Genomic DNA, 17,465 nt, shown 5'->3' on the forward strand with positions numbered 1-17,465 from the left:
CACGGCTACCCTAATGCGATGTCGTCCGACGCCGGTGCCCGCAAGTTTGCGGGACTACGCCTCGCCCGGGGCGAGAAGGCTGCGCGCGGCAAACACTGGTGGCTGCGGTGGGTGGTGTTGTCCGTCGTCACGATCGTGCTCGCCGTCGAGGTGATTCTCGTGCGCGATCAGCTGGCCAAGGCATGGACGAGTCTGTTCGAAGCCAACTGGTGGTGGCTGGTCGCCGCGATGGTGGCCGCGGCGGCGTCGATGCACAGCTTCGCCCAGATTCAGCGCACGCTGCTGCGTTCCGCCGGAGTCCACGTCAGGCAACTGCGCTCGGAAGCGGCCTTCTACGCGGCCAATTCGCTGAGCACGACGCTGCCCGGCGGCCCGGTGATATCGGCGACGTTCCTGCTGCGTCAGCAGCGCATCTGGGGCGCCTCCACCGTGGTCGCGTCGTGGCAGCTGGTGATGTCGGGCGCGCTGCAGGCGGTGGGGCTGGCCGTGCTGGGGTTGGGCGGGGCGTTCCTCCTGGGCGCCAAGAACAACCCGTTCTCGTTGCTGTTCACCCTCGGCGGTTTCATCGCGCTGCTGTTGTTGGCGCAGGCGGTGGCGTCGCGCCCGGAACTGATCGAAGGGATCGGCAGCAAGGTGCTGTCGTGGGTCAATTCCATTCGCGGCAAACCAGCCGAGACCGGTCTGGAGAAGTGGCGCGAGATCCTCATGCAGCTCGAGTCGGTGAGCCTGAGCCGGCGCGACCTCGCGGTGGCGTTCAGCTGGTCACTGTTCAACTGGGTCGCCGACGTCGCGTGCCTGGGCTTCGCGGCCTACGCCGCCGGCGATCACGCGTCGGTCGCCGGACTGACGGTCGCCTACGCGGCGGCCCGCGCGGTGGGCACGATTCCGCTGATGCCGGGTGGCCTGCTGGTCGTCGAGGCCGTGCTCGTCCCCGGCCTGGTATCCAGCGGCATGGGACTGCCGAACGCGATCTCGGCGATGCTGATCTACCGGCTGATCAGCTGGCTTTTCATCGCCGCGGTCGGCTGGGTGGTGTTCTTCTTCATGTTCCGCACCGAGAAGCTCAGCGAATCCGGTTCGGACGACGACCCACCCACCGATCCCGAGCTCCGGGTACCGGACGTCAGGGCCTTCGCCGACCCGGCCGACTCGGCGTTGCAGGGACCGCTGCCCCCACTGGACCCGGCTGGTTAACCGCCCGGCTTCGGCGCGGGCGCCGGCTTGGGCGCACTGGTCGGCGCGGCGACGGCGGGCACGCCCGGCACCGGAGCGGCACCGGCAGGCGCCGGACCCGGCAGCGGCGCCGCCGGTGCACCGCCACCACCCGGCAGACCGGGCAGGCCGCCCTGGGCCGCCTGCACCATGGTGAGCGCCTGCGGCAGCGAGATCGGCAGCTTGCACTGGGTGCCCAGCTTATTCAGCGGGTTGGCCAGCCCTTGCATGTCGAGCGCCACCTTGGGATTCGCCTCGAAGTACGCCTTGATCGTGCCCAGCGACTGCGGCCCGGCCTGATCCTGCAGGGCGCTGGTCATCACCTGGTTGGTCTCCGGGTGCGAGTCCAGGTAGTCCCCCATCGACTTGGAGACCGAACCGATGGTGCGGGCCACCTCGCTGGCCGCGCACGGGTCCGTCGATCCCGTGGCCGCCGGCGCCTGCAGAACGGCGCTCCCGGCACAGGACAGGCCGGTGGCGGCCACGACGGCGAACAGCCCGCGGCGCAGGAACGGCCCCTGGAACGGCCCCTGGAACGGCGTAGATGGCATGGATGACTCCTCACGATTCGCCGCCCGAAGTCCCCCCACGGCGGCCACAGACATCCTGCCATCCCGCCCGGCGGGGTCGCCAATTCACGCTGGGCGCTTGGGTCGATCACGACTTAACAACGATCCCGGCAAACGGGTGTCGTCGCAGCTCAGCACGCGATAAGCAAAGCTAGGACTCCGGGCTCTCGGGTAGGCTCGCGGGCACGTGCTGCGCAAGAAACACGGGGAGATAGAAAATCCAGCAGTTCATGATGCGGCTGAGCCGCAACCTGCGCAGATACCGCTGGTTCGTCTTTGCAGGCTGGCTGCTCGCCCTGGTTCCGGCGGTTTATCTGGCCATGACGCAGTCGGGGAATCTGACCGGCGGCGGGTTCGAGGTTGCCAATTCCCAGTCGCTGGCCGTCCACGACCAACTCGTGGAGCAGTATCCCGAGCTGGGGGCATCGCCGTTGGCCCTGGTGGCCGCCCCCCGCGCCGACGCCACCTACCAGGACATCAACGACGCGGTCGCCGAGCTCAAACGCATCGCCGGCGAGCTTCCCGGCGTCACCGAAGCGCCCAACCCCACCCAGCGCCCACCCCAGCCTGACCGGCCCTACGTGGTGTCCCTGCATCTGGACGCCCGCAATCCCGGCACCAGCGACGTCGCCAAGAAGCTGCGGGAACGGGTCGGCATCCAGGGTGACCAGTCCGGGCAGACCGCCAACGGCCGGGTCCGGCTCTACGTCATCGGGCAGGGGGCGCTCAGCGCCGCGGCCGCCGCGAACACTAAGCACGACATCGCCAAAGCCGAGGAATGGAACCTGCCGATCATCCTGATCGTGCTGCTGGCGGTGTTCGGTTCGCTGGCTGCCGCGGCGATTCCCCTGGCGCTGGGTGTCTGCACCGTCGTGGTGACCATGGGGCTGGTCTATGCGCTGTCGATGCACACGCCCATGTCGGTGTTCGTGACCTCGACGGTGTCCATGTTCGGCATCGCGCTGGCCGTCGACTATTCGCTGTTCATCCTGATGCGGTTCCGGGAGGAACTGCGTACCGGCCGCCAGCCGCAGGAGGCCGTGGACGCGGCGATGGCCACCTCCGGTCTTGCCGTGGTGTTGTCCGGGTTGACCGTCATCGCCTCGCTCACCGGCATCTACGTGATCAACACCCCGGCACTGCGTTCGATGGCCACCGGCGCCATCCTCGCGGTCGCGGTCGCGATGCTGACGTCGGCGACGCTGACGCCGGCGTTGCTGGCCACGTTCTCCCGGGCGGCGGCCAAGAGATCGCCGCTGCTGCACTGGTCACGCCGGCCGGAGAGCACGGTGTCCCGGTTCTGGACGCGCTGGGTCACCTGGGTGATGCGCCGGCCCTGGATTTCCGCGCTGGCGGCCTCGGCGGTGTTGCTGCTGATGGCGGCGCCGGCGCTGTCGATGGTGCTGGGCAATAGCCTGCTGCGCCAGTTCGACTCCTCCCACGAGATCCGGGCCGGGGTGGCCTCGGCGTCGCAGGCCCTCGGCCCGGGCGCACTGGGTCCCATCCAGGTTCTGGTGACCTTCCCCGAGTGGCCGCAGGGACAAGACGCCGTGCCGGTGCGTGCGCAGAAGCTCGCCGCGCTGCGCGAGAAGATGGCCCAGGGGCCCAACGTCGCCTCGGTGAGCCCGCCGCAATATGCCGACGACAACAAGAGCGCCCTGCTCAACGCGGTGCTGTCGGTCGATCCAGAAGATCTGCGCGCCCGGCACACCGTCGACTGGATGCGCAGCCAACTGCCGAGGGTCGGGGGCGACGCCCAGGTCTCCGTGGGCGGCTCGACCGCGCTGATCAAGGACTTCGACGGGCGGGTGGCGCAAACCCAGCCGCTCGTGCTGGGCTTCGTCGCGCTGATCGCTTTCGTCATGCTGCTGCTCTCGGTGCATTCGGTGCTGCTGGCGCTCAAGGGCGTGCTGATGACGCTGCTGTCGGTGGCGGCCGCCTACGGCAGCCTGGTGATGGTCTTCCAGTGGGGCTGGGCCGAGGCACTCGGTTTCCCGCACCTGACATCGATCGACAGCACCGTTCCCCCGCTGGTCCTGGCGATGACGTTCGGGTTGTCCATGGACTACGAGATCTTTCTGCTCACCCGTATCCGGGAGCGTTTCCTGCAGACCGGCCACACCCGCGACGCGGTGGCCTACGGCGTCAGCACCAGCGCGCGCACCATCACCAGCGCGGCGCTGATCATGATCGCGGTGTTCTGCGGGTTCGCCTTTGCGGGCATGCCCCTGGTTGCCGAGATCGGTGTGGCGTGTGCCGTCGCGATCGCGGTCGACGCCACCGTCGTACGCCTGGTGCTGGTGCCGGCGCTGATGGCGATGTTCTCGAAGTGGAACTGGTGGATACCGGGCTGGCTGGGTCGCATGCTGCCGTCGGTTGACTTCGACCGGCCGCTGCCCGACGTCGATCTCGGCGGCGTCGTCGTCATCCCCGAGGACATCACCGCCGCGATCGCCCCCAGCGCCGATCTGCGGGTGGTGATCAAATCGGCCGCTAAGCTCAAAAACCTTGCGCCCGATGCTATTTGCGTCGCAGACCCGCTGGCGTTCAGCGGTTGCGCCCGCAAGGACGGCCCGGAATCGGCGGAGGCCGACACGGTGGCGCTGGCCACCGGTCCGGTCGGCAAGGTCAGTCTGGCGGCCCGCAGCAGCATCGCCCGGGCCATGTCGTGGTCCGATCGCCCGGTCCATCCGGTCACCTTGTGGCGCGGGCGCCTTTCGGTGGCCCTCGACGCGCTGGAGAGCAAAGGCACCCGGAACGGATTCCGCCGCAGCAGCCCGGTGGAGACCACCAACGTGCAACTGCCGACCGGTGACCGGCTGCTGATCCCGACGGGGGCGGAAACGCTGCGGTTCAAGGGTTACTTGATCATGAGCCGTAACAGCAGCCGCGATTATGCCGATTTTGCTGACATGGTCGACGCAATGGATCCGGAGACCGTCGCGATGGTGCTGGCCGGGATGGACAGGTATTACTGTTGTCAGCCTCTCGGCTCGTCTTCGCAATCGCAACGGATGGCCACCGAGTTGGTTCGCCGGCTCGCGGATCCTGATCCGTCCGATCTGGACGAGGATTGGCCCGAACCCGATGCGAGGGCAGACTGGGAGGAGGTCAGGCAGCGCTGCCTGTCCGTGGCCGTGGCAATGCTGGAGGAGGCGAGGTGACGTTGGCTGCCGACCAGCGAAATCCCGCGCCTGCTGCGCAAGTGCGGCGACCCGACACTGACCAGCCGGTGGAGTTCTGGTCCACCGCGGCGATTCACTCCGCCCTGCAGAGCGGGGACATCGCCACCTGGAAGCGCATCGCCGCCGCCCTCAAACGCGACCCCTACGGCCGGACGGCCCGTCAGGTGGAGGAGATTCTGCGCGGCACCCGGCCCGTCGGCATCGCCAAGGCGCTCTGGGAGGTGCTCGAGCGCGCCCGTACCCATCTCGAGGCCAACGAACGCGCCGAGGTGGCACGGCACGTGAAGCTACTGATGGACCGGTCCGGCCTGGTGCAGCAGGAGTTCGCCTCGCGCATCGGGGTAGCTCCGGAGGATCTCGCGACCTACCTCGATGGCAGCGTCAGCCCGTCGGCATCACTGATGATCCGGATGCGCCGGTTGTCCGACCGGTTCGTCCGGGTGAAGAACGAGCGGTCGGCCAACTCCAACTAGCTAGCGTGAGTTGATCGGGACGATGTCCTGCACCAGCCAGTCGTTGCCGCGCTTGCTCAAAGTGACACGGACCGCCGGGGCGGCCTGACTGGGCGGCTGGCCGGGGGCGTTCTGGGTGACCCGCATGATCACCGCGACGCTGGCCGCGGACGGCCCGATGGCCTCGACACCGGCCGCCAGCGTGGACGCCTGCGCGGTGACCTTGCGCTGCAGCAGGTCCGCGCTGGTCTTGGTGTACTCCTCTTTGAACTTGCCTGCCTTGTCCGGCACCATCAGCGACGCGGCGCGCTCGATCGAGGCACCCGGCGCCGTCGGCGAGAACGATGCCACCGCCTCGGCCACGCCTGTGGCGACCTGAACCACCGCGACGGAGTCCTTCTTGAAGTCGTCGTCCTTGGTGGTCCAGTGCGTGTATCCGGTCAGCACCGCGGCGCACAGGGCCACGGCCGCCAGGAAGGCAACGGCCAGCCGCAGCCCCGGTGCGTCGTCGTCGGTGCCGACCGTGACCGCGTCGCGGCGCAGCAGCCAGAAGTTGATCACGACACCCTCGACGACCAGCAGCGCCAGCGCGGCGGCCACCGCGACCCACCAGCGCGGCCAGGCCAGCACCGCGCCGATCCCGAACAGCGCGACCAGCGCCGCCAGTGGTGCCAGCACATCGAAGGCCGCCAGCCGCCATGCGTTCCTCATCGGATCGACTCCAGCTTGGAGATCAGCATCTTGTTGTCCACGTTGGACACGTCCAGGCGCAGGTTCCAGTGCACCACCTGCGGTTTGGCGCCGGCGTTCTCGCTGACCGAGGTGGCGACCAGCATCACCGAGTCGGTCCGGGTGGCGAACGCCGGGAGTTTCGTCGTCACCACCGGCCGCGGGGAGCCGGGCACGGTGTCCAGATCGCGGTGCACGGTGTCGATCGCCACCGCCTCGATCTGGCCGGCGCTCTTGGCCTGCAGCTTCTCCACCACCTTCCGGTAGTCCATGATCGCGGCCTCGAAGTCGGTGTTCAGCTGGCCGACCGTACCGTCGTGCAGCCGCTGCAGGCTGGCGTCGATGTTCCCGACGTTCATGTTGATCAGGATCTCGGTCCAGTCGGCCGCGGCCGCCATCACCCGGGACAGATAAACGCGCTCGCCCGAGTCGTCCCGGTGGCCGAACCAGATCAGCCCGCCGAGGACCAGCGCCGCCACCGAGATGAGGCCCAGCACGGTGGAGGCGATGCCGTAGGTGGAGAACACCCGGGCGTCATCGTCGGTGTCGTCGTCGGTATCTACAGCGTCTTCGGCGTCTTCTGTGTCGTCGATGTCTTCGGCGTCCTGGTCAGGCATGGTGCGATCGTTGCACCCGAAAAGAGATGGAAGGATGGCGGGGTGACAGTAGAGGCCATCCGCTCGGGCATCGACCTGAGCTACGTCGACGCCGCCGCCCGCCCCCAGGACGACCTTTTCGGCCACGTGAACGGGCGCTGGCTGACCGAGTACGACATCCCCGCCGACCGCGCGACCGACGGGGCTTTCCGGACCTTGTTCGACCGGGCCGAAGAGCAGGTGCGCGACATCATCGTGCAGGCCAGCGAGAGTCAGGCCGCACCGGGGACCGACGAGCAGCGGATCGGCGACCTGTACGCCAGCTTCCTCGATGAGGACACCGTGGAACGACGCGGCCTGCAGCCGCTGCTCGACGAACTGACCGCCATCGACGGCGCGGCGGACCGCAGCGCGCTCGCGACCCTCATCGGCGCCCTGCAACGCACCGGGGTAGGCGGCGGTGTCGGGTTCTACGTCGACACCGATTCCAAGAACTCCGCCCGCTACCTGGTGCACTTCTCCCAGTCGGGCATCGGCCTGCCGGACGAGTCGTACTTCCGCGACGAGCAGCACGCCGCCGTGCTGGCCGCCTACCCGGGCCACATCGCCCGGATGTTCAGCCTGGTCTTCGGGGGCAGCGCGGAGGATCACGCCGAAACGGCCGCCCGCATCGTGGCGCTGGAGAGCAAACTGGCGGCCGCGCACTGGGACGTGGTCAAACGCCGTGACGCCGAGCTCACCTACAACCTGCGCACCTTCGCCGAGCTGGAGGAGACATCGGGCTTCGACTGGTCCGGATGGGTGAGCGGCCTGGGCATCACGCCCGAGGCCGTCGCCGAACTGGTTGTCCGGCAACCGGATTACCTCAGCGCCTTCGCCGATCTGTGGAGCGGTGAAGACCTCGAAGACTGGAAGAGCTGGGCCCGGTGGCGCTTGATCCGCGCCCGCTCGCCGTGGCTGACCAGCGAGATGGTCGAGGCGGACTTCGACTTCTACGGCCGCCGGCTGACCGGCACCGAGCAGATCCGGGACCGCTGGAAGCGGGCGGTCGCACTGGTGGAGACGCTGATGGGCGACTCCGTCGGAAAGCTCTATGTGGAACGGCATTTCCCGCCGGGGGCCAAGGACCGCATCGATGCGCTGGTGGCCAACCTGCGGGAGGCGTACCGGATCAGCATCAGCGATCTGGACTGGATGACACCCGAAACCCGCCAGCGGGCGCTGACCAAACTCGACAAGTTCACCGCAAAGGTCGGCTATCCGGTCACCTGGCGCGACTACTCCGCGCTGGTCATCGACCGCGACGACCTGTACGGCAACTTTCAGCGCGGCTACGCCGTGAACCACGACCGGGAAATGGCCAAACTCGGCGGACCGGTCGACCGCGACGAGTGGTTCATGACTCCGCAGACCGTCAACGCCTACTACAACCCGGGAATGAACGAAATCGTCTTCCCCGCAGCCATTTTGCAGCCTCCTTTCTTCGACGCCGAAGCCGACGACGCGGCCAACTACGGCGGTATCGGAGCGGTGATCGGGCACGAGATCGGGCACGGATTCGACGACCAGGGCGCCAAGTACGACGGTGACGGCAACCTGGTCGACTGGTGGACCGACGCCGACCGCACCGAGTTCGCGACCCGCACCAAGGCGCTGATCGAACAGTACGAGGCCTACACACCGCGCGCGCTGGCCGACCACCAGGGCCCACCACACGTCCAGGGCGCCTTCACCGTCGGCGAGAACATCGGCGACCTGGGCGGCCTGTCGATCGCCCTGCTGGCCTACCAGCTGTCGCTGCAGGGCGAGCCCGCTCCGGTGATCGACGGCCTGACCGGCGTGCAGCGGGTGTTCTTCGGCTGGGCTCAGGTGTGGCGGACGAAATCGCGTGATGCCGAGGCAATTCGGCGGCTCGCGGTGGACCCGCACTCGCCGCCGGAATTCCGGTGCAACGGCGTCATCCGCAACGTCGACGCGTTCTACGAGGCTTTCGACGTGTCAGAATCCGACGACTTGTTCCTGGAACCGCCGCGGCGCGTCCGTATCTGGAACTAGCGTTTCCGGCGCGAGCAGGGCGCCCTTTCCTGCGCGAGCAGGGCGCCCTTTCCTGCGCGAGCAGACGCGAAATCGCACGAAAACGCAGCTATGCGTGCGACTTTGCGTCTGATCGCCGGGGTGCGCCGACCGTTTCGATCCGCGCGGGCACATGCTTGTGCCAGGGCGTGCCCGCGTACGGGTCGCGCCACTTGGTCGACGTCAGGGCGTTCGGGGCCACCCCCGGTATCACGGTGCGGCCGTCCTCGCCGACATAGTCCAGCCCGAAACCGTTGGGCAGGGCCGCATGTCCGGGCAGCATGGTCTCGGTGATCTCGACGGTGGCCTCCGCGCTGCCGGCCGCCGTGGTGATGCGCGCCCGGCCGCCGTCGTCGAGACCGAGCGCCTGGGCGTCCTCGACGCTGACCCGCAGCGCCCCGTCGGCGTCGCGCTTGCGCCAGGACGGGTCGCGGAAGATGTCGTTGGCGGTGTAGGCGCGCCGCTCCCCCACCGACAGCACGATCGGCAGCTCGTCGCTGGTCAGGCGCTCCGGCGCCGTCGCCAAAGCCGTTATGCCATCCAGCATTTCGGGTATTTCCAGGGCGATCTTGCGGTCGCTGTGACTGATCAGCGCGAAGTCGTCCTCGTAGTTGTGCACCGTGAAGGTGATCCCGGATCGGCCGTGCAGGATCGCGTCGAACAGCGCGTTGCCGTCGGCGTGCCCGGCTCGCCGCACGGCGTCGGGGTACGTCATCGCCGTCTTCTGGGCCTGACCCCACAGCGCCGCCGCGCCGGCCATTCCCTCCGGCAAGGTCGGACCCAGCGTCTCGTACAACACGTACGGCAGCACCCGGGCCAGTGCCGGGTTGCCCGCTACCGCGCCGAAAAACGCCTCGGTGTACACCTGGCGACCCTGGGCGGCGGCTTCGCACAACGGCCGCAGATCGTCGTCCGAGACCACTCCCAGCGCGCGCACCAGCCGCGCCCAGATCTCGGGTTCGGGCAGCGTCCCGGGCAGTGGCGGAAACAGGGGATGACGCAATTGCATTGCGTTGTGCGGGAATTCGAGGTTGAAGAACGTGCACTCGGGCTTCTCGAACTGGGACGCCGCGGGCAGCACGTAGTGCGCCAGCCGGGCGGTTTCGGTCATCGCGACATCGACGACCACCAGCAGCTCCAGCGCCTGGAACGCTTCGCGGCACGCGGCCGAGTCGGCCACCGAGTGGGCCGGGTTGCTGCTTTCGACGATCATGGCCCGGAACCGGTCCGGGTGGTCGGTGAGGATCTCCTCGGGGACGACGTTGCACGGCACCAAACCGGAGATGATCGGCGCTCCGGTTACCGGCGTGCGTCCCGAGACGGTACTGAACAGCGGCGCGAACGACGAATGCAGATGCTGTCCGCCCTTTTTCGCGAAATTGCCGGTCAGGATCCACAGCAGCTTGTTCAGGTAGGAGCACACGGTACTGTTCGGCGCCTGTTGCACGCCGAGGTCCTCGAACACCGCCACGCTGCCGGCCGTGCCGATGCGCCGTGCCGCCGCGCGCAGCAATTCCTCGTCGACTCCGCAGCGCTGGGCGTACTCGGCGACCGGAACGTCGGCGAGCACCCCGCGCACCGTCGCTACGCCGTGCACATGCTCGGCGAGAAACGCTTCGTCACAGAGGTTTTCCTGCACCAGCACCGCGGCCAGCGCAGCCAGGCACCAGGCGTCGGTTCCGGGCCGCACCCGCAGATGGAAGTCGGCCATCTTCGCGGTGTCGGTGACGACCGGGTCGATCACGATCATCGACCGTCGCGGATCCTTGGCGATCTCGTTGAGCACCACCCGAGCCCGGGGGAAACTCTGTGACATCCAGGGGTTCTTGCCGACGAATACCGATACCTCGGCATGTTCGAACTCGCCGCGGGTGTGCCCACCGTAGAGTTGCCCGTCGACCCACGCCTCGCCGGTTTTCTCCTGCGCCAGCGCGTTTGAGCGGTATTTGGACCCCAGCGCCTTGAGGAACGCGCCGCTGTAGGCGCCACCGAGGTGATTGCCCTGGCCGCCGCCGCCGTAGTAGAAGATCTTGTCGCCGCCGTAGGTGTCGCGGATGTGCTTGAAGCCCTCGGCGATCTCGACAATCGCGGTGTCCCAGTCGATTTCCTCGTAGCTGCCGTCAGCGCGCCGGCGCAGCGGTGAGGTCAGCCGTCCGCGGCCGTTCTGATAGTGATCCAGCCGCAGCGCCTTGTTGCAGGTGTATCCCTGCGACGCCGGATGCTCCTTGTCGCCCCGGATCCGGGCCAGGGTGCGGCCGTCGGTCTGCACGACGATGCCGCAGTTGCACTCACACAGGATGCACGCGGTGGGCTGCCAATCACTCATGGGGCAGATTCCTTTCGAACAGCTCACGCAACTGACGGTGTACGAGGTCCAACGGCGCCAGGTCGCGTCGCACCCGCGCGAGCAGCAGCGCGCCCTCGAGCGCGGCCGTCGCGAACTCCGCAAGCTCACCGGCCCGCTCCGCGGCGATGCCGTCGGCGGCGAAGCGCGCGGCGATCAGGTCCGACCACCGGTCGAACACCGCCGCCGCATGCTCCACCACGGGCGCCATCCGGTCACGGTCGTCGTTGTCGAAGCCCGCTTCCACCGACACGGCCGCTATCGGGCAACCCGCGCGGAAATCGGTGGCCAGCAACTGTTCCCGGTATTTGGCGATCAACGTGTCCAGCAGCGCAAGACCACTGTCAGCCTCCGTGATGACCGAGGCGATGTGTTCGCCGGCGAAATCGACCGCCTCGCACAACAATTGCGTGCGCCCGCCCGGGAAGTGGTGGTAGGCCGAGCCGCGCGGGGCGCCACTGTGCGCCAGCACATCGGATATCGCGGTCGCCCGCGCACCGCGCTCCCTGATCAGCAGGGCGGCGGACACGACCATCCGCTCACGGGGACTTCGCATATGTATGATGCGATACATAATTTGAGCCCGCGGCCAGACGCAAAATCGCCCCTTCCGAGGCGGAAAGGGCGATTTGCGACTGCTCGGTGGAACTGGCTACAGCTGCCAGTCCGAGGCGCCGTCAGGCTTGTTGTAGGTCCCGACGGAGTTCTTGACAACGATCGGGTCACCACTTCCGAAGTTGTCGAAGAACCACTTCGCGTTGGCCGGGCTGAGGTTGATGCAACCGTGGCTGACGTCGCGCTTGCCCTGGTCGGCCACCGACCACGGCGCACTGTGCACAAAGTTGCCGCTGTTGTCTATCCGGACGGCATCCGACACGGTCACCTTGTACCCATTCGGCGAGTTGACCGGGACCCCGTACGTCGAGGAGTCCATCACCACCGTCGGCATCTTCTCCAGCACGTAGTAGGTGCCGTTCGGCGTCTGGTGCCCACCGGAGGCCATCCCCATGGACATCGGGAAGGTCTGCTGCACCACGCCGTTGCGGGTGATCGTCATCTGGTGCGTGGCGTCGTCGGCCGTCGCGATCAGCGAGTCGCCGGTACGGAAACTCGACTTGGTACCCGCGGCGTCGATGTTCACCGCCGTGTTGGCCGGCCAGAAGCTCAGCGGGCGCCAGCGCAGCTGCGACGGCGTCATCCAGTAGAACTTGCCCGGCACCGGCGGAATCGACGAGATGTGCACGGCACGCTCAGCCATCGCCTGGTCGGCGATCGGCACCTGGAAGTTGATGATGATCGGCTTGGCCACGCCCACCATCGCCCCGTTGACCGGGTTGAAGGACGGCGGCCGGAACGGCGGTTCGCCGACGAACGGCGTCGGGTCCTGCCCGGCCACCGGCCCGGAGGCCACCGGCACCGCGGCCGGGTCGCCCGGGGGGACGCCGAACGGGTCGGGCAGCGGCGGCAGCGCGATCGGCTCCGGCGCGGGCGGCTCGACGGGCGCAACCACCGGGCCCGGGTCGCCGGGCACATCGTCCGGGTCCGCCAGTGCCGGGCCAGCGCCCATCACGAGCACCGCGGCCACTCCGAATGCGTTGAGAGCGGCGACGAGGCCAGCCCTCGTGCGGCCCCTCATCGAGCGCGACATACTCTTTCCCTCCGGTCACCTACGTCAAGACCTGAACTGGCCCCAGTGTGGCACAGCAAAACCCCCGCTTAGCCATTCGACGAACCCGCCGCAGCCGTTACCAAGCCCAGTTCAGGGCGCTGACCTGCGACGTTAGCCGTCCTGTGAAATTGCCGTATCTGCCGTCTCAGGCGTATCGACGATCGGGCGAACCGCCGCCATCGCCAGCAGCGCGGCACCCATCAATCCGGCCGACGCGGTGAGCATCATCGCCACGCTGCGCTCGTACAACAGCCCGCCCGCCAGCGAGCCCGCCATGATGCCCACCTGGAACGCCGTCACGTACAGTCCCGAGGCACCGTCGGGGTCATCAGCCCCGGCGCGCATCGCCGCGGACTGCAACATCGGCGACACCGCCGTGGCCATGGCGCCCCACAGCACGATCGCCGCCGTCCCGACCACCAGCGCCGTCGTCGCCGAGCGTTGCCAACCGAACGCCAGCGCACTCAGCAGTGCCAGCGCGGCGGTCAGGCCGGCCATGCAGACGATGATCGCGCCCTTCGGGCGGCGGTCCAGCGGCCGCGCCACCAGTGCCACCGAGAGCACCCCAGCGATTCCGTAGGCCGCGAGCAGCCACGCGACATTGGGTCCCCGCACTCCCACGACCTGGCGGACGATCACCACGATGTAGGTGTAGGAGACGAAGTGTCCGGTGACGCCGATCATGGTGATCAGGCTCACCATGATCAGCCCGCGGTTGCGGTGATGCGTCGACCGCCGGCCCACGTACTGCAACTGGTCGGTGGTCAGCCTCATCGAGGGCAGCACCAGCCGCGCCGCCACCGTCACCAGCGCGGCCGCGACGGTGACGCACACGGCCGCCAGGCGCCAGCCCCACATCAGGCTCAGTGCCGCGGTCAGCGGGCTGCCGATGACCAGCGCCAGGCTCGTCCCGACGTAGATCGACATGGTGGCGCGCCCGGCGTGGCTGGGCGGCACCAGGCGGGTGGCGATCGGTGCGATCACCGACCACAGCAGGCCGTGCGTCACCGCGCACAGCACCCGGCCGCCCGCAAGCACCGCGAAGCTGGGCGCCAGCGCCGAAATCAGCTGCGAGACCGTCAAACACACCAGGCTGAGCAGCAACGTGCGGCGCCGTGGCCAGTGTGCGGTCCAGCGCACCAGCGGAACCGTGGTCAGGGCGGCCACGAACGCATACCAGGACAGCAGGGTGCCGACGAGCACCACGCTCACGTTGAGGTTGCGCGCGATCGCCGACAGTGCCCCCACCGGCAGCAGCTCGGCGGTCACGTAGATAAAGGCCGCCGCCGCGAGCACCGCAAGCTGAACCGCGATCCGTGGCGTCCACGTTCGTGCGGTTGCGGCGATGGTTCCCGATTCGGCAGTCATGTTGTTCGTCGGCACACCGTCCTCGTGCCGAGGTGGCTTACGGACAGATTGCGCCGTGATCACCGTACGCAAGGTATCCGGGCTTTACCCAAACATTGCGTGTCAACACGCCCGGTCAGGAGCGGACGAGGCGCGCGATGGCGGCCGACGCTTCGGCCAGTTTCTCGTCGGCCTCCGGGCCACCCTCGGCCACCGCGCGGGTGACACAGTGATTCAGGTGCTCGTCGAGCAGGTTGAGCGCCACCGAACGCATCGCGCTGTTCACAGCGCTGATCTGGGTGAGCACATCGATGCAGTACTTGTCCTCTTCGATCATGCGCGCGATCCCGCGTACCTGACCCTCGATGCGACGCAGCCGCTTGGCGTAGTTGTCCTTCTGCTGCGCGTATCCGTGCGGTGCCGTCATCTGCTCTCCCCAACGCCGTCTCATACCCCAACGGGGTATCACCTTGCGATGATAAACGATTTTGGCGGGATGCCGCCGCACCGCATACTTGCTGCATGCCTGAACCCGACATCAAGCCCCGCAGCCGCGACGTCACCGACGGCCTGGAGAAGGCCGCCGCACGAGGAATGCTCCGCGCGGTAGGCATGGGGGACGAAGACTTCGCCAAGGCGCAGATCGGGGTTGCGTCGTCGTGGAACGAAATCACCCCGTGCAACCTGTCGCTGGACCGCCTGGCCAAGGCGGTCAAGGAGGGTGTCTTCGCCGCGGGCGGCTACCCACTGGAATTCGGCACGATCTCGGTGTCCGACGGCATCTCGATGGGACACGAGGGGATGCACTTCTCCCTGGTCTCACGTGAGGTGATCGCCGACAGCGTCGAAACGGTGATGCAGGCCGAGCGACTGGACGGCTCGGTGCTGCTGGCCGGCTGCGATAAGTCGCTGCCCGGCATGCTGATGGCCGCCGCGCGGCTGAACCTGGCATCGGTGTTCCTCTATGCGGGCTCGATCCTGCCGGGCGTCGCCAAGATGTCGGACGGCAGCGAGCGCGAAGTCACCATCATCGACGCGTTCGAGGCGGTGGGCGCCTGCGCGCGCGGCCTGATGAGCCGCGAGGACGTGGACGCCATCGAGCGGGCGATCTGCCCAGGCGAGGGCGCCTGCGGCGGCATGTACACGGCCAACACCATGGCCAGCGCCGCCGAAGCGCTGGGCATGTCGCTGCCGGGCAGCGCCGCGCCCCCGGCGACCGACCGCCGCCGCGACGGGTTCGCCCGCCGCAGCGGTCAGGCCGTCATCGAACTGCTGCGCAAGGGCATCACCGCCCGCGACATCCTTACCCGGGAAGCGTTCGAGAACGCGATCGCGGTGGTGATGGCGTTCGGCGGCTCGACCAACGCCGTGCTGCACCTGCTGGCCATCGCCCGTGAGGCCGAGGTCGAGCTCTCCCTCGACGACTTCACCCGGATCGGCAAGCGGGTGCCACACCTGGCCGACGTCAAGCCCTTCGGCCGGCACGTGATGTCGCACGTCGACCACATCGGCGGCGTGCCGGTGGTGATGAAAGCCCTGCTGGACGCCGGTCTGCTGCACGGCGACTGTCTGACCGTGACCGGCAGGACCCTCGCGGAGAACCTGGCCGACATCGCCCCGCCGGACCCGGACGGCAAGGTGCTGCGCGCGCTGGACAACCCGATCCACCCCACCGGGGGCATCACCATCCTGCGTGGATCGCTGGCCCCGGACGGCGCGGTGGTCAAGTCGGCCGGCTTCGACTCCGACGTGTTCGAGGGCACCGCACGGGTTTTCGACGGCGAGCGGGCGGCCCTGGACGCACTCGAGGACGGCACCATCACTCACGGTGACGCCGTGGTGATCCGCTACGAAGGACCCAAGGGCGGTCCCGGCATGCGGGAGATGCTCGCCATCACCGGTGCCATCAAGGGCGCCGGGCTGGGCAAGGACGTGCTGCTGCTCACCGACGGCCGGTTCTCCGGCGGAACGACGGGGTTGTGCGTCGGACATATCGCCCCCGAGGCCGTCGACGCCGGCCCCATCGCCTTCCTGCGCGACGGCGACAGGATCCGCCTCGACGTGGCCAACCACACCCTCGACGTGCTGGTCGATCCGGACGAGTTCGACGCCCGCCGAACGGGGTTCACTCCCCCGCCGCCGCGCTATAAGACCGGCGTGCTGGCCAAGTACGTCAAGCTGGTCGGCTCGGCCGCCACCGGGGCGGTCTGCGGCTAGCACGGCGCGTGTGCGTCCACCGCGGCGCGTGTGCGTCCACCGCGGCGCGTGTGCGTCCACCGCGGCAAATCCGCGAATTCCGCACAGCTGACGCACACCGGATGCGGTCAGCGCACACCCGATGATCGGCGCGACAGCTAGCGCACCAGCGCCACCGCGAAGCCGTCCCACCCCTTGCCGCCGACCGTCTGCAGGACGGCGGTGTCCAGGTGCGGGTGCTCGCCCATCAGCTGCAGCGTCCCGCGGGTCGCCGCGACCCTGACGTCGTCGGACTCGGTCAGCACCTTGCCGCCGCGAATCACGTTGTCCACCACCACGACCGTGCCGGGCCGTCCGAGCCTGATCGCCCAGTCCAGGTAGGCGGCGTTGTTCTCCTTGTCCGCGTCGATGAACACCAGGTCGAATGGACCGCCCGTCACGGTCGGCAGCGAGTCCAGAGCGGCCCCGACCACCACCTCGACCCGATCGCCCACGCCGGCCCGGTCCAGGTTGGCCCGGGCCAGCTCGGCGCGCCGCGGGTCGAATTCCAGTGTCACCACCCGTCCCTGCGGGCCGGCGCCGCGCGCGAGCCAGATCGTGCTGTAGCCGCCCAGCGTGCCGAGTTCGAGGATGCGCCGCGCCTGCATGGCCGAGGCCAGCAGGCACAGAAACTTGCCCTGCTGCGCCGACACCGCGATGCGCGGCAGGCCGGCCGCGTCGCTGGCCTGCACCGCCGCTTCCAATGCCGGGTCCGGTCCGATCAGCGTGCTGTCCAGAAATGCGTCGACAGCTTGCGGGTTTGCTTCTGCGGGCATGACCAACGCTAACTCGTGGCCGGGCCGCTCCGCCTAAATACCTGCCCCGGATTGTTTACCCGTACCCCCAAGGGGTATATGCTGGGAGTCGGATCAACCGTCCACAGAAGATAAAGGTGATATCGAAATGGCAACTCACGAAGCTGGAACCGAATTGACCTGTGGCCACGAGGGCTGTGGCTGCCGCGTGCGCGTCGAGGTCCCCTGCCACTGCTCCGGCGCCACCGAGCCCTACCGCTGCACCTGCGGCGAGGCCCTGGTCCCCGTCCAGTAGAACC

Annotated in this window: 15 protein-coding genes; 6 read left to right on the forward strand and 9 right to left on the reverse strand. The window is 68.3% G+C overall.

The window, feature by feature from the left end:
* Positions 1-18: 18 nt before the first annotated feature.
* Entirely contained in the window at positions 19-1,194 is a 1,176-nt protein-coding gene (locus QXK92_RS17300; protein ID WP_306243185.1) for a YbhN family protein, read from the forward strand.
* Here the strand turns inward: QXK92_RS17300 and QXK92_RS17305 are convergent.
* Positions 1,191-1,763: a hemophore gene (locus QXK92_RS17305; protein ID WP_306243187.1), complete on the reverse strand. Its 573-nt coding sequence runs from the start codon at positions 1,761-1,763 to the stop codon at positions 1,191-1,193. The genes QXK92_RS17300 and QXK92_RS17305 overlap by 4 nt on opposite strands.
* Before the next feature lie 248 nt (positions 1,764-2,011).
* On the opposite strand from QXK92_RS17305, the gene QXK92_RS17310 reads away from it, so the two are divergent.
* Together QXK92_RS17310 and QXK92_RS17315 are read left to right on the forward strand one after the other, a co-directional pair.
* A complete protein-coding gene (locus tag QXK92_RS17310; protein WP_306243189.1) occupies positions 2,012-4,945 on the forward strand; it encodes an efflux RND transporter permease subunit in 2,934 nt (977 codons plus the stop codon).
* Positions 4,942-5,439: an XRE family transcriptional regulator gene (locus QXK92_RS17315; RefSeq protein ID WP_306243192.1), complete on the forward strand. Its 498-nt coding sequence runs from the start codon at positions 4,942-4,944 to the stop codon at positions 5,437-5,439. Before QXK92_RS17310 ends, QXK92_RS17315 begins: the two co-directional genes overlap by 4 nt.
* Here QXK92_RS17315 and QXK92_RS17320 read toward each other — a convergent pair whose 3' ends face one another.
* Together QXK92_RS17320 and QXK92_RS17325 are read right to left on the reverse strand one after the other, a co-directional pair.
* Positions 5,440-6,129 carry a hypothetical protein gene (locus QXK92_RS17320; protein WP_306243194.1) on the reverse strand — a complete coding sequence of 230 codons (690 nt, stop codon included), beginning with the start codon at positions 6,127-6,129 and terminating at the stop codon, positions 5,440-5,442.
* On the reverse strand, positions 6,126-6,764 hold the full coding sequence (locus QXK92_RS17325; RefSeq protein WP_306243195.1) for a hypothetical protein: 639 nt from the start codon (positions 6,762-6,764) through the stop codon (positions 6,126-6,128). The genes QXK92_RS17320 and QXK92_RS17325 overlap by 4 nt, the downstream gene beginning before the upstream one ends.
* Positions 6,765-6,806: 42 nt before the next feature.
* Here QXK92_RS17325 and QXK92_RS17330 point away from each other — a divergent pair, with 42 nt between their 5' ends.
* Positions 6,807-8,798: a M13 family metallopeptidase gene (locus tag QXK92_RS17330; protein ID WP_306243197.1), complete on the forward strand. Its 1,992-nt coding sequence runs from the start codon at positions 6,807-6,809 to the stop codon at positions 8,796-8,798.
* 88 nt (positions 8,799-8,886) lie between these two features.
* Here QXK92_RS17330 and QXK92_RS17335 read toward each other — a convergent pair whose 3' ends face one another.
* The 5 genes from QXK92_RS17335 to QXK92_RS17355 form a co-directional block, all read right to left on the reverse strand.
* A complete protein-coding gene (locus QXK92_RS17335) occupies positions 8,887-11,142 on the reverse strand; it encodes a molybdopterin-dependent oxidoreductase (RefSeq protein WP_306243199.1) in 2,256 nt (751 codons plus the stop codon).
* Positions 11,135-11,716 carry a TetR/AcrR family transcriptional regulator gene (locus QXK92_RS17340; protein WP_306243201.1) on the reverse strand — a complete coding sequence of 194 codons (582 nt, stop codon included), beginning with the start codon at positions 11,714-11,716 and terminating at the stop codon, positions 11,135-11,137. The genes QXK92_RS17335 and QXK92_RS17340 overlap by 8 nt, the downstream gene beginning before the upstream one ends.
* A 96-nt stretch (positions 11,717-11,812) precedes the next feature.
* Positions 11,813-12,808, reverse strand: a complete 996-nt coding sequence (locus QXK92_RS17345; RefSeq protein WP_306243203.1) for a L,D-transpeptidase — start codon at positions 12,806-12,808, stop codon at positions 11,813-11,815.
* 132 nt (positions 12,809-12,940) lie between these two features.
* Positions 12,941-14,197 (reverse strand): MFS transporter, encoded by a 1,257-nt coding sequence (locus QXK92_RS17350; RefSeq protein WP_306243205.1) that lies wholly within the window; start codon positions 14,195-14,197, stop codon positions 12,941-12,943.
* A 115-nt stretch (positions 14,198-14,312) separates the two neighbouring features.
* Complete coding sequence (locus QXK92_RS17355; protein WP_306243206.1) at positions 14,313-14,603, reverse strand: metal-sensitive transcriptional regulator; 291 nt, start codon at positions 14,601-14,603, stop codon at positions 14,313-14,315.
* Between the two features lie 95 nt (positions 14,604-14,698).
* Here QXK92_RS17355 and ilvD point away from each other — a divergent pair, with 95 nt between their 5' ends.
* The gene (gene ilvD, locus QXK92_RS17360; RefSeq protein ID WP_306243208.1) at positions 14,699-16,393 is read left to right on the forward strand and encodes a dihydroxy-acid dehydratase; all 1,695 of its coding nucleotides are present in this window, start codon (positions 14,699-14,701) and stop codon (positions 16,391-16,393) included.
* Positions 16,394-16,530: 137 nt separating this feature from the next.
* Here ilvD and QXK92_RS17365 read toward each other — a convergent pair whose 3' ends face one another.
* Positions 16,531-17,187: an O-methyltransferase gene (locus QXK92_RS17365; RefSeq protein ID WP_306243210.1), complete on the reverse strand. Its 657-nt coding sequence runs from the start codon at positions 17,185-17,187 to the stop codon at positions 16,531-16,533.
* A gap of 127 nt (positions 17,188-17,314) precedes the next feature.
* Between QXK92_RS17365 and QXK92_RS17370 the strand changes: the two genes are divergently transcribed.
* The gene (locus QXK92_RS17370) at positions 17,315-17,461 is read left to right on the forward strand and encodes a metallothionein (protein WP_082658441.1); all 147 of its coding nucleotides are present in this window, start codon (positions 17,315-17,317) and stop codon (positions 17,459-17,461) included.
* The last annotated feature ends 4 nt before the right edge of the window (positions 17,462-17,465 follow it).

This window comes from Mycobacterium sp. TY815, assembly GCF_030755135.1.
GTDB lineage: Bacteria > Actinomycetota > Actinomycetes > Mycobacteriales > Mycobacteriaceae > Mycobacterium.